10 protein-coding genes and 1 rRNA gene are annotated in these 12623 nt (G+C 51.3%); 2 read left to right on the top strand and 9 right to left on the bottom strand.

Annotated elements, in window-relative coordinates; translation table 11 throughout:
* The 8 genes from NR121_RS11215 to NR121_RS11250 form a co-directional block, all read right to left on the bottom strand.
* Positions 1–132, bottom strand: a 16S ribosomal RNA gene (locus NR121_RS11215); the annotation flags it as partial.
* Positions 133–489: 357 nt separating this feature from the next.
* Positions 490–1350 (bottom strand): inositol monophosphatase family protein, encoded by an 861-nt coding sequence (locus NR121_RS11220; RefSeq protein ID WP_062409932.1) that lies wholly within the window; start codon positions 1348–1350, stop codon positions 490–492.
* 155 nt (positions 1351–1505) lie between these two features.
* Positions 1506–3179, bottom strand: a complete 1674-nt coding sequence (locus NR121_RS11225; RefSeq protein ID WP_256831200.1) for a putative ABC transporter permease subunit — start codon at positions 3177–3179, stop codon at positions 1506–1508.
* Positions 3172–3897, bottom strand: coding sequence for an ABC transporter ATP-binding protein (locus NR121_RS11230; protein WP_062409934.1), 726 nt, complete (start codon positions 3895–3897; stop codon positions 3172–3174). Before NR121_RS11230 ends, NR121_RS11225 begins: the two co-directional genes overlap by 8 nt.
* A gap of 207 nt (positions 3898–4104) precedes the next feature.
* Complete coding sequence (locus NR121_RS11235; protein ID WP_309144123.1) at positions 4105–4620, bottom strand: ABC transporter permease; 516 nt, start codon at positions 4618–4620, stop codon at positions 4105–4107.
* A 197-nt stretch (positions 4621–4817) separates the two neighbouring features.
* A complete protein-coding gene (gene fabI, locus NR121_RS11240; protein ID WP_054819545.1) occupies positions 4818–5585 on the bottom strand; it encodes an enoyl-ACP reductase FabI in 768 nt (255 codons plus the stop codon).
* Between the two features lie 312 nt (positions 5586–5897).
* Complete coding sequence (locus NR121_RS11245; protein WP_054819544.1) at positions 5898–6215, bottom strand: hypothetical protein; 318 nt, start codon at positions 6213–6215, stop codon at positions 5898–5900.
* Between the two features lie 218 nt (positions 6216–6433).
* Entirely contained in the window at positions 6434–7456 is a 1023-nt protein-coding gene (locus NR121_RS11250) for an amidase domain-containing protein (protein WP_054819543.1), read from the bottom strand.
* 225 nt (positions 7457–7681) lie between these two features.
* On the opposite strand from NR121_RS11250, the gene acnA reads away from it, so the two are divergent.
* Positions 7682–10390, top strand: a complete 2709-nt coding sequence (gene acnA, locus NR121_RS11255; RefSeq protein ID WP_074727637.1) for an aconitate hydratase AcnA — start codon at positions 7682–7684, stop codon at positions 10388–10390.
* Positions 10391–10503: 113 nt separating this feature from the next.
* Here the strand turns inward: acnA and NR121_RS11260 are convergent, their stop codons facing one another.
* A complete protein-coding gene (locus tag NR121_RS11260; RefSeq protein ID WP_054819542.1) occupies positions 10504–11247 on the bottom strand; it encodes an IclR family transcriptional regulator in 744 nt (247 codons plus the stop codon).
* A 328-nt stretch (positions 11248–11575) separates the two neighbouring features.
* Between NR121_RS11260 and NR121_RS11265 the strand changes: the two genes are divergently transcribed.
* Positions 11576–12595, top strand: a complete 1020-nt coding sequence (locus NR121_RS11265) for an alpha/beta hydrolase (protein ID WP_054819541.1) — start codon at positions 11576–11578, stop codon at positions 12593–12595.
* The last annotated feature ends 28 nt before the right edge of the window (positions 12596–12623 follow it).

A 12623-nucleotide genomic window follows, 5' to 3' on the forward strand; every position in this document is an offset into this window, starting at 1 on the left:
GTTGCCTACGTGTTACTCACCCGTCCGCCGCTCCAGGAGGTCTCCCCTAAGGGAGAACCCCTAGCGCTCGACTTGCATGTATTAGGCACGCCGCCAGCGTTCGTCCTGAGCCAGGATCAAACTCTCCAATAAAGAAAAGCTGATTAGCTCATCATCTACTACTGGCGAGAATCTTTCGATTCTCTATCTTTACACTCACTCGTTGTTCAGTTTTCAAAGGGCAATTTTATGCGCCGTTTTTCGACTCTGTTTTTTCAACCTCGTCGAAAGCGACTCTAATAATATACCACATTCACACACTTCAATGCAAGAACTTTTTTTATTTTTTTTACCATAACGCTTTAGCTTGTCCTCTGCATTGCCCGTCCTTATCGGCCGGAAAAATAATATAGCATGGATCGAAACCAAAATCAAGCCCTGAAAATAAAAAGCACAAACCCAAAGGTTTGCGCTAAAAACAACAACCTATAAGCCCGCGAGCCCGCGTTTTTAAAAACCGGTTGCGTTTGCCGCTCCAAGCTCCCGTACCATTTCATCATGGATATGTCCGTTGCTCGCGAGCACATGGCGAACGTTCAAGCTGTAGGGATTTCCCAGCGTATCCGTTACCCTGCCGCCGGATTCCGTAATGAGAATAGCCCCCGCAGCCATATCCCACGAGTTCAGTCCAATTTCCCAAAAACCGCTTAAGCGCCCCGCGGCAACATAAGCCATATGCAAGGCGGCCGAACCGGCTACGCGAAGATTCCGCACCTTGGGACCCATTGCTTGAATCCCCCGCATATTTACAGGCATCGCATGTGAACGATCGGCCGATAAACCGGTCGCAATAAGGCTGTGATCCAGCGTCAGCTCGGACGATACCCGCATCCGTTTTCCTTTCAGATAGGCCCCTTTGCCCTTTTCCGCAACATATAGTTCATTATGAACAGGATTGTATACCACGCCTACGATGACCTCGCCTTTATGCGCAAGAGCGATGGATACCGAAAAAAAGGGAAAGCCGTGAACGAAATTGGTTGTACCGTCCAACGGGTCCACAATCCATAAATATTCGGCATGGCTGACTTGCTCCAGCGCTTTCCGGGATGCGTCCGGTCCGGGCTCTACGCCCTCTTCACCGAGAATTTCATGATGCGGAAAATGGGTTTGAATCAAATTGCGGATCATCTTTTCCGCGCCTTTATCGACTTCCGTTACCAGATCATGCATGGAGGATTTGAGCTGCAGATTATTGAAATCTCCAAGCTTACTCACAATCCATTCCCCGGCTTTCGATGCGGTATTAATGGCAACCGCGGTAAAACTCTTGCTTCCGACAGCAGAGGATATGGGATTTTGATTTGGCATCCATAATCATTCCTTTTCTATACCGATAAATAAAAAATCTGATGATATTGTTTGTAATCGGATTGATTATTTCCAGTATAGATAATATACGAAAAATTTGCTACGAAATTCACAAAAACGTTGCTGAATGTAACAAAAGAGTGATTGGAGGCAGATTAAACCTCTATCTTCAAAAACCACTTCCGCCCTTTGGTCATCAGAAGGCGATACAGCAAGAGATCCGCGCCAATAAATAAAACCAGAAGAGCAAGTGCGGTAGAGAGCAAGCTGAGCTCCAGCTTAAAAACAACGAAAAAGATAAGGCCGGCTGCCAGAATGCCGATCAGCATATTATATATGCCGTTTAAATTTTGCTTCACCGCTTTTTGTTCATTGTCCCAATGCAGCTTCGGCATCAGAAGATCGATCAGAACGCCGGTCAAACAGCAAAACAGCGTGGCCGGAATACTCACCAGAAGCAGCAAAAGCACAAGCAGCAGCGGCAGTTGAAGCAGAAGATAGGCTAAAGCCGTAAGCAGAAATGCGCTTGAAAGCGTCAGGAGCCATCCGGCGAGCATTTTCGCCGAAATCATTTTCCCATACGCGACCGGCAAATATTTATTTACAAAGAACCCGGTGCCTTCTCTGGAGATCGAAGTGGAGGCCGTAGGGTTCGTTCCGGAGACAAAGAGAAATATACCGGCACCGCCCGCAAGAATAAGAGCCGCCATACCGTCATGATTAACTATGCTTTCCGCTGTCCTTAAACTTTCCATCAAATTCGGCTGTGTCAGAACCGGAATAAGAAAAAACACCGGCCACAAAAAAGACATCAGTACACAGTTCAGGAAGTAGGGCGGGGTTCGAAACAGAATACGAAGTTCTTTGATCAAGTAAGCTTTTAGTACAGACTGCTGCACAGTCAACTTGTCATACCGGGATGCGCTAAGCCGTTTCCGCCGCGCCGACGATTCCGAAATGCCTAACACGCCTTTAAAATACAGGCGCTGTCCAAGAAAGACAAATCCGATAAAGAACAGACAAGAAAGGCTTAAGAAAAGCGTCAGATTCGCCAACCCTGCCAATGACGTCTCCTTCAACAGTGCATCAGCCGCCAGCTTGGCGCTTGGAAATGCCCGGGCCGCCAAATCGATGAAGGCGTTATGGCCGTTCTGCAGCATGTCTTGCAGCTGTTCGGGATTCATCGATTTGTTCATCGTACGTTGAAATAAAATATTGCCCCCGACAGAAAGAATAACCGCCACAATTCCCGCCAACATCCTAAAACGGTCTTTGTTGCGGGCGATACTGGAAAAGCTCATGGTGATCATGGCTACAAGGGAAGACAACACCAGCGGAATGATAGGGAGCGCCAGGAAGATAAGCCCCGAATAGATATAGTAGACGATTCCGCTGCCATTCTTGATCCCAAAGGTCAGCAGCACGGGCAAAAGCAGAAGCAGCTGCGTCAAATACTCATAAAGCAGCGTTACGATAAATTTGGCCGTCAAGATCTGGGCAGGCTTCAATGGAAGCGGCAGCAAGTGCTCGACGTCCTGAGAGAAGTAAAAGACGTTGATGACATAAAAAACGCCGAAAATGAAGATGACTACACATGTGACTGCCAGGCCAAGACCCGGGATCATCCCTTCGAGTCCAAAAGACGCAAGTCCGTCGTACATAAAAGAGACCAACGAAACCAAAGAGAACATCAAAGGCAAGAAGGCGGCCAATAGAAGCACCGGCAAAAGAAACCGTACGGAAAGCCTGCGTTTTTTCCTGCCTGCCCCCGTTAGCTGTCCTCCGCCGTTCTTGAGCAGGATGCGTGTTAGCAGAAGCGTTTTATTCATGATTCGTCAGCTCCAAAAACAGGCTTTCCAAGGACTGATCCGATTGGAAGCGCTCCTGCATGTCCTTAAATGTTCCGCAGAACAAGATCACGCCCTTATTGATGATCGCCACACGGTCACACAGCTTTTCAGCCACCTCAAGCACATGGGTGGAGAAAAGTACCGTTTTGCCGCTGTCCGTATGCTCCCGCATCATTTCCTTCAGCGTGTACGATGATTTGGGGTCAAGACCGGTCAGGGGCTCGTCGAGAATCCATACGGCCGGGTCATGCACAAGGACACCCATAATAACGATTTTTTGCCGCATGCCGTGAGAATAGCTTTGGATCGGGTCAGATAACGCATGCAGCATATCGAAACGCCGGGCGAGCGCCTCTATACGTTCCTTTCTCAGCTCTCGCGGCACATCGTACATGTCGGCCATAAAATTCAAATATTCCAACCCCTTGAGCCGTAAAAACAAATCCGGACTATCCGGAACGTAGCCAAACTGCTTCTTCGCTTCAAGCGGCGATTGGGATATGTCCTTCCCGTTGATCCGGATCGTGCCTTTGTCCGGCTGAATAATGCCGGTGATCATTTTGATCGTTGTCGTTTTCCCGGCGCCGTTCGGTCCGAGAAAACCGAAGATTTCGCCGCCCCGGACAGTCAGCGTCAGGTTATCCACCGCTTTTACCGTACCGTTATAGCTTTTGGTCACGTCCATGAGCTCGATCATAACCATTCTCCTTCCCGATATGCCTTTATGTTCGTTAACTTAGTATCGTATTATATATGCCGGGTTTAACCGTCGCGAACAGAATCATGGTTCGCTTTTGGCGGGCCGCTTGTCCCGATCCGCACTCCCAATATCATCAGCCGGGATACGGCATAAGCCAGGCCTGTCCCGGCCGAAAGCATCAGCGGTACACCCAGCCACAACCTTTCAGGCCATGCAGTGCAAGCGAGAGCAACGCTCATGGCTAAGGTTGCCGGGAGCAGCAGCGTAAATACCGCACGGCTCATGCCGTCGGACAAATCCGCGGCCTCCCACCGGAACAGCCGGAGAACGGGAATCCAGCAGCTCCTGCCCGCTAATCCTAAGCCATGAAGCCAGCAGAAAAGCTACAACGCCCCAAAGCAGCCACTTCAACCATGAGGGCACGATCGCCACTGCATACATCACAAGCACCACAAACTGCACATAAAGCTTCATTCGCGGCCCGCTTCTGACAAACGCCTTCAAGGCCGCTTCCGCCACCCCTGTCCCCGGTGTCCGCCGGTGAAACAATCTGCCGGACCTGCGGAATAACAAGGGCCGGGAACGAGGGGTGCTCGGCGGTTTCTCTATCCCTTGGCTCAGCACAAGCGCAGCAATCTTCATCTTCTCTTTATGTTCGCGTTCGATATCGCCGAAGAAAGCCCCTTTACACGGATTCGGCGGCGAATGAATAACGATAATGTCCCCGCTGACAAGAAGCTGAGAAGCACCGGCACTACGCCGGCATCAGGCAATAAGCAAGTTTTGCCGGATACAAATGAATGGTATATTATAGTATAAATTTTATACACTTTCCCCAAGAATACCATATACCATAAAGCACAAAAAAACCACCTGTCAATAAAACAACAGGTGGTCCACTATTTGGAAATCTCGTATTACACACCAACGATGTGATACCCGCTATCTACATAAATTACTTCGCCAGTGATGCCCCGGGACAAGTTACTCATCAGGAACATAGCCGTATCGCCAACTTCGGCGGTTTCCGTCGTCCGGCGAAGAGGTGCTTTTTCCTCTACGGTTTTCAGGATGGAGTTAAAATCCTTAATCCCTTTCGCGGCAAGCGTCCGGATCGGACCGGCGGAGATGGCGTTCACGCGAATGTTGAATTGGCCCAGATCGTTCGCCAAATAACGCACGCTGGCTTCCAGAGCAGCCTTGGCAACCCCCATGACATTGTAGTTTTTCATGGCGCGTTCAGCCCCGAGGTAGGTCATCGTCATAATGCTTCCGCCCTCGGTCATGAGCGGATACAGCTTTTGTGCAACAGCAACCAGCGAATACGCGCTGATGTCGTGCGCCAGAGCGAATCCGTCCCGGCTCGTATTCACGAACAAGCCTTCAAGCTCTTCGGTCCGGGCAAAAGCAATGCTGTGCACGATACCGTGAAGCGCGCCGAAATGCTCCTTTAAGGAACCCGCCAGCTTCTCGATATCTTCATCAACGGTCACATTGCAAGGCAGCATGACCGCATCCGGAATCGTATTCACCAGTTTGCGCACGCGTTCCTCCACCCGTTCGTTCTCATACGTAAACACCAATTTGGCGCCTTGGCTCGCCAAAGACTGCGCAATCGCCCATGCGATACTCCGGTCATTAGCCACACCCATAACCACAATATTTTTACCCTCTAGCAAACTCATCCGTACGTTCCCCTCTCCATTGTCAAATAGGGCTTGGACACTTTCTTCCCTACTCAAAGTATATCATTTTACCGAATATTTCAAGCGAGCTTTTCGCCCCTGAACAGGACCGTTCACAGTTCAAAAGAAGCTTGGAACAGCACGGTTAAACCGGATTCTCCCCTCACAGATTAAATCAGCTTAAACAGCGCATCATCTTTCCTCCCGGCCTCCGATATCATATCGTGTATTCCGCCCGTCCTAAATTCGAACTTAAAAACAAAGCACCCATACCATTAAGGAATGAGTGCTCCAAACTCCGGTTTGTAGGATCTACTTTCCAGCTCCAAAAAACAATTCGTCGGCTAATGCGGTTTGAATGCGCGCTTCTTCATCCGTGAGCTTGCGGACCAGCTCCATTTCGACCTCCGTCACTTCTTCCCCCTGGAAATTGATTTCGGCGATGGAGGCGAGAATTTTCACGATGGCAATCGCCTGATTGTCCGGGGTGTAAGCAATCACCTTCTGTCCTGCGGGATAAACGCGAAAGCCTTTCTTTACCATTTTGCCGCGGCCGTATTCCAGCAGCTCGAACAGCTCCTGCTCGGACTTAAATTTGCAAACGGAATTAAATTCGGTTTGAAAACCCATAGAATTTCTCCTCCCGGCTTGTTCATTAGCCTTAGCATAATGGAAGCGGCAAGGCAAAAGCAAGCCTGGACACGCGGCACATTCCCCGCATCCGATACCGAAACCCCGGAAAATTCCGACACCGCCCGCGAATCATAAATATAGAAAAACAACGCCTCGAAGGTGCATGGACACGGTAAAATTAGCAAAACCTAATCTACGGCACGTCTCATATGCATTTAAAAAGAATCCGAAATATGTAAAAGCCGGTAACGCGTACGTTCAGTCCACGCCGGCGAATCCGTGTAGCTCCAATAACGGTGCTTGCTGCTGACCGTATTGGCGTTAACCAGCGGCATCCCGTTGGAATCTTTGGCGGCAACCACTGTCGTGTGCTGGAATCGGCCGTCGCCGTCCCAGTCATAGCTGATGACATCGCCAGGCTCAAGCTCGGCCGCGCTGGAAACCTCCTGAGCGCGAAGACCTGATCGGCTGGTCAGCAAATAAAACTGCAGGCTTTCGGCAACAGCCCAACTGAAGCTCCACAGCTCCCGCCCGCCTACACGGCCTTTGTACCACCATCCCGTATCTCTCTGGCCCGTATGCTTCATCGGAGCGCCTCCGGCAAACAGACATTGGGACACATAGTTACTGCAGTTCACTTCGAATGTCAGGTAAGCCGGGTTCCCTTTATCCCACCAGAGATCCGCGTAACGGGCGGCCTCCATTCGATTGTATATCGCCCGCGCCGCGGAATGCTGCAGCTCCGGCACAAGCTGCCGGTTCAGGAAAGGCACGGACGGCGCCCGCATCAAACCGACCGCTGCGAATTCGTCCTCCGCCTCCATAATGCCGCCGGCAACAGCCGGCTTCAAACGAAGCGCCGCTTCCGTTTGGAGCGCTTCAATCTTAGCAATGATCCAGCCGTCGGCTCCGGGTACCAGCGTCACGCGCTCCTGCTCCAGGCGTTGTTCTTCATAAGAAGAGTGGCCAATCTGGCCTACGGAGGTTCTTCGCAGCAATACATCGGCCATAACCCGGTCTTCCCGCTCTGCAGCGCGTAATATCGTAAGGCGGGTTTCGCTTTTGACCGGCATGAAATGTCTATCCTTGTCCGTCGCCGCTCTGCGGGAAAGTCGGGCGGTCTGGTCGTGGAGGTATGCTTCGTCCTCTACAATCGGCAGCATGGGATCTACGGAATAATCGATGTCCATTTGATTGCGATGATGTACATAGTCGTACAGGATCGTTTTCCAAGTCATGGCATCTGGCCCCTTTCCTTAAAAAACCTGTCGGGAGTTATTCGGCGTTTCAAACATTCATTCCATTCGTATGCATAAAACCGTACAAAAATGATTCAAATCAACCTTTACGAAAAGGGGCCGCAGCATGTATACTGTAATTAGAGCTAATTTTGAAATCTAGTTTTACTAGGTGAAACAAAATAAAAGGCTGAATAATTGTTTTATAAGGAGGAATTAGCGACGATGTCTATCAAAGACCAATTTTCAGTCCGCAAGCAGCTGAACGTAGGCAATAAATCCTATAGCTACTACAGCCTGCCGGCGTTCGAAGAGCAAGGAAACGGAACGATTTCCAATCTCCCTTTTTCCATTAAAGTTCTTCTTGAAGCAGCCGTTCGTCAATTCGACGGAAAGGCCATTACACAAGAGCATGTCAAACAAATCGCTAACTGGGCCTCCGAACGCGACGCCAACAAAGAAATTCCTTTCATTCCTGCACGTATCGTGCTGCAGGACTTCACTGGCGTACCGGTTGTCGTTGACCTCGCAGCCATGAGAGATACCATGAAGCGTGCCGGAGGAGACCCGAAACGCATCAATCCGCTCGTGCCCGTTGATCTTGTTATCGACCACTCCGTCATGGTTGACGCATTCGGCTCCAAGGAAGCGCGTGAATATAACGAGAGAGTGGAGTTTGAACGCAACGAGGAACGCTACCGCTTCCTGCGCTGGGCGCAAACCGCTTTTGACAACTTCCGCGCCGTTCCGCCGGATACGGGGATCGTCCACCAGGTCAACCTGGAGTATCTGGCATCGGTAGCCGCTACGAAAACCGTTGACGGCGAAACGTTCGTATACCCGGATTCCCTTGTAGGCACCGACTCCCACACGACGATGATCAACGGTCTCGGTATCGTGGGCTGGGGCGTCGGCGGTATCGAGGCGGAAGCCGGAATGCTTGGCCAACCGCTCTATTTTGTTACACCTGAGGTTATCGGCTTCAAGCTGACAGGTACACTGGCAGAAGGCGCTACGGCAACAGACCTTGCTTTGACCGTTACGCAAATGCTGCGCAAGAAAGGCGTTGTCGGCAAATTCGTTGAATTCTACGGTCCCGGTCTGAGCAACATCAGCTTGGCAGACCGTGCAACGGTAGCCAACATGGCACCGGAATACGGCGCAACGATCGGCTTCTTCCCGGTGGACGCAGAGTCCTTGAACTACCTGAGAGGTACAGGCCGTTCCGAAGAACAAATCGCGCTCGTTGAAGCTTACTATAAAGCGCAAGGCATGTTCCGTACCGATGATACGCCGGATCCGGTATTCAGCGACACCATTGAGCTTGATCTTGGTTCCGTCGTTCCAAGCTTGGCCGGTCCGAAGCGTCCGCAGGACCGCGTAGAGCTGACGAACATGAAAGAATCGTTCAACAGCATCATTCGCACCCCGATTGAAAAAGGCGGCTACGGTCTCTCCGAAGAAAAAATCGCCGAAGTGGTGGAAGTGAAGCATCCTAACGGGGAGACAAGCAAAATGGGCACCGGTGCAGTGGTCATTGCTGCGATTACTTCCTGTACGAATACGTCCAACCCAAGCGTTATGCTGGGCGCCGGCCTTGTTGCGAAGAAAGCTGTAGCACGCGGTCTGCGCAAACCGGGTTATGTCAAGAGCTCTTTGACACCAGGTTCCCTGGTTGTAACCGACTACCTGAAAAAAGCGGGGCTTCTCGAACCGCTCGAATCGCTTGGCTTCCACGTGGCAGGCTACGGCTGCGCTACTTGTATCGGTAACTCCGGACCGCTTCCGGACGAAGTAAGCGCGGCGATTGCCGACAACGATATGACGGTTGCTGCCGTGCTTTCCGGTAACCGGAACTTTGAAGGCCGCGTTCATGCGCAAGTCAAAGCAAACTACCTGGCTTCTCCACCGCTAGTCGTAGCTTACGCTTTGGCGGGCACGGTGAATATTGACCTGGCCAACGATCCGATCGGTTACGATCAGAAGAACGAACCGGTATACCTGAAAGACATCTGGCCAACGGCTCAAGAGATTCAAGAAGCGATCCAGTCCGCAATGAGCCCTGAATTGTACCGTGCAAAATATGCCGACGTATTCCGTTCCAACCCTCGCTTCAATGCGATCCAGGTTCCGGAAGGCGATCTGTATGAGTGGGATGAAAAATCCACCTACATTGCCAATCCGCCGTTCTTTACCAATGTTGGCGATCAGCTCTCCGACATTACGGATATCCGCGGCGCCAAAACGCTGGCCTTGCTGGGCGACTCCGTAACAACGGACCACATCTCGCCTGCAGGCAACATCAAAGTCGACAGCCCGGCGGGTAAATACCTGATCGAGCATGGCGTGAAGAAGGAAGACTTTAACTCGTACGGCTCCCGCCGCGGTAACCACGAAGTGATGATGCGCGGCACATTCGCCAACATCCGGATCCGCAACCAAGTGGCTCCGGGTACTGAGGGCGGCGTAACCACTTACCTGCCGACAGGCGAGGTCATGTCCATCTATGACGCTTCCATGAAGTATCAAGAGCAAGGCACGAACCTTGTTGTCATTGCGGGTAAAGAATACGGTACGGGAAGCTCCCGCGACTGGGCGGCCAAAGGTACGTTCCTGCTCGGCGTGAAAGCCGTTATCGCCGAAAGCTTCGAGCGGATCCACCGTTCCAACCTGGTTGGCATGGGCGTATTGCCGCTGCAATTCATCGATGGCCAAAGCTGGAAATCCCTTGGCCTCACCGGTACCGAAACGTTCGATATTGTCGGCCTGAACAACGATGTACAGCCGGGTCAAAAATTAACCGTAAATGTAACCCGCGAAGACGGCTCCACCTTCAGCTTTGAAGTGATCGCCCGTCTGGACAGCTACGTTGACGTAGAATACTACCGCAACGGCGGTATTTTGCAGACAGTTCTGCGTCAAATCATGGCTTAATTGAAAATCCTTCAATATACAAAAACCTCCGAAGCCTCTATTTTTCCAGAGGCCCGGAGGTTTTTTTCATGGTTCTTCATGCGAACAGGCGTCGAAAAGAAGCGCTGCTTCATTTACTTCAGCATTTTGCCCATGCGCCGGGCGGCTTCCATAAGAATCGGCGCATGCTCTTTCATCATCTCCAGCGTCAGCCGGTTGGAGGGACCCGAAACCGCGAGCGCGGCAACCAGCCGCTGTGCCCGGCCGAAGATCGGAGCCGCCACAGCCGCAGCGCCGGGCTCGCGCTCCTCCACGCTGGTGGCATAGCCCAGCGTCCTTACTTCCTCCAGCTGCTCCATATAAGCAGCCGTACTCACCGTTTTTGGCCAGGCAGGATCGTGCAGCAAAGCCTGCTGCTCCGCAGGGTCCGCGAAGGCGACAAGGATTTTGCTCGACGCGCCGACGTACAGCGGCAGTCTTGCTCCGATCGGCGCCACACGGCGAATGGCTTGATTGCTCTGCACCGCCTGAACGCGGACACGCTCCATCCCGTCGCGCACATACAGACTGACCGTCTCTCCCACTTGGTCGCGCAGACGCTCCAGCTCCGGCAGCAGAATCAACGCGGGGTCGTCGCTGTGCGTCAGGTTCGCCGATAGCTCCCATATGCGAAAACCGAGCCGGTAGCGCTCCGATCCGGGATTGCGGATGATGAAGCCCTTGCCTTCCAGAGAAGCGAGCAGCCGATGAACCGTACTTTTGTGCAGCCCTACCCGTCCTGCAATTTCGGTTAAGCTCAAATCCTCGGCTTCCGTAAAACAAAGAAGGATATCCAAAGCACGCTCAACGGCGCGCACGGTTAATTTTCCGTCTTCCATCAGCTTCCCACCTTCCGAAAATCCGTTTCACCAGTTGAAATATATTATAGCTTATTTCGATGTATTTTCATATCTTTAAACTGAAAATCATCGTCATTCCCATTTTTCACTTCCATTAAGCATCTTCATTATTACAGGAAGATTACAGGTAGTTTACATTTTTCGACTTTCATTGACTCTATGCGGCAGTTGCCTATAATATTAAATTAATAAAATGATCCAAGCTTCATAATAATGTATGGTTCTTTATTCCCTCTTTGGAAATCAAATTTTCCTTTTGGAATAGTATAATTACAGAAAACTCAGTTTACGTTGGGAGGGATCCATCATGGAAACGAACTCTTACTCATCCGTCCCTTTAAATCCGGCAACCGTTGAAACCGCTCTCAAACGAACCTCGTTTGCCCGACGCCACAAAGGATGGCTTATCGCACTGATGTCCGTGCTGCTCTTGCTGTTCAGTTTGACTATGGCCTTTCACGCTTACGTTGCCTGGACTCTTGCACGGCCGCACATCGACCCGCTGCGCTCCAATCCCGCTCTTGCCTTCGGAGCTCCTTACGAGGACGTGCGCTTTCCGAGCCTAAACGAATTATCGGAGCTGTCAGGCTGGTACATTCCAGCTTCCGGGGCCGCGCCATCCAAGCAAACGGTCGTTTTCTCCCACGGCTACGGGGGCAACCGTGAAGAAATTTGGGTGCCGATCTATGATCTGGCCAAAGCCGTATACCATCAGGGATATAATGTATTGATGTTTGATTATGGGTATGTTCAACCCAATTGGAACGTGACCGGAGGGCTGCGCGAATCGCAGGAGCTGCTCGGTGCAGTCAAGTACGCCAAAGACCGCGGGGCCGAACGCGTCTATGTATGGGGCTTCTCTATGGGCGCGGGTACCGCTCTGCAGGCAGCGCTTCAAACCAGGGACATCGACGGCATGATTCTCGACAGCACATTTGTACTGGAGCCCGATACGCTGTATCACAACATGAAGCAAGAAGCCAATTTGCCTAAGGTCTCCCAGTCTTTGGTTCATATGTTTTTTCCATTGATCAATGGTGTCAGCATGAACCAAATGCCGTATTCGAAAGTCAAGGAAACACAGTATGATATCCCGATCTTCTTTATTCACGGCAAGAAGGATCTGAAAGCCCCTTACGAAACAGCCCAAGAGATTTACCAACGGCAAAAAGCGGATTCCGGCTCCCAGCTGTGGCTGCTCGAAAATGATGGGCATGAGCTCATTTACCGGGCGCATAAAGAAGATTATCTTCAAATAACGACAGGCTTCCTGCGAACGCTGTCCAGCGCTCCTCCGGCTCCAGTTAAATTTAGCCATTCAAGGTAGCATAGGCAATGGCCTCCCCGAATACAAT

It is taken from the genome of Paenibacillus sp. Pae15 (assembly GCF_024519685.1).
Taxonomy (GTDB): Bacteria; Bacillota; Bacilli; order Paenibacillales; family NBRC-103111; genus Paenibacillus_G; species Paenibacillus_G naphthalenovorans.

Excerpts from the sequence above, each read along its gene's own strand:
- NR121_RS11220 (WP_062409932.1), bottom strand. The coding sequence starts at position 1,350 with ATGCCAAATCAAAATCCCATATCCTCTGCTGTCGGAAGCAAGAGTTTT.
- NR121_RS11225 (WP_256831200.1), bottom strand. The coding sequence starts at position 3,179 with ATGAATAAAACGCTTCTGCTAACACGCATCCTGCTCAAGAACGGCGGA.
- NR121_RS11230 (WP_062409934.1), bottom strand. The coding sequence starts at position 3,897 with ATGATCGAGCTCATGGACGTGACCAAAAGCTATAACGGTACGGTAAAA.
- fabI (WP_054819545.1), bottom strand. The coding sequence starts at position 5,585 with ATGAGTTTGCTAGAGGGTAAAAATATTGTGGTTATGGGTGTGGCTAAT.
- NR121_RS11245 (WP_054819544.1), bottom strand. The coding sequence starts at position 6,215 with ATGGGTTTTCAAACCGAATTTAATTCCGTTTGCAAATTTAAGTCCGAG.
- NR121_RS11250 (WP_054819543.1), bottom strand. The coding sequence starts at position 7,456 with ATGACTTGGAAAACGATCCTGTACGACTATGTACATCATCGCAATCAA.
- acnA (WP_074727637.1), top strand. The coding sequence starts at position 7,682 with ATGTCTATCAAAGACCAATTTTCAGTCCGCAAGCAGCTGAACGTAGGC.
- NR121_RS11260 (WP_054819542.1), bottom strand. The coding sequence starts at position 11,247 with ATGGAAGACGGAAAATTAACCGTGCGCGCCGTTGAGCGTGCTTTGGAT.
- NR121_RS11265 (WP_054819541.1), top strand. The coding sequence starts at position 11,576 with ATGGAAACGAACTCTTACTCATCCGTCCCTTTAAATCCGGCAACCGTT.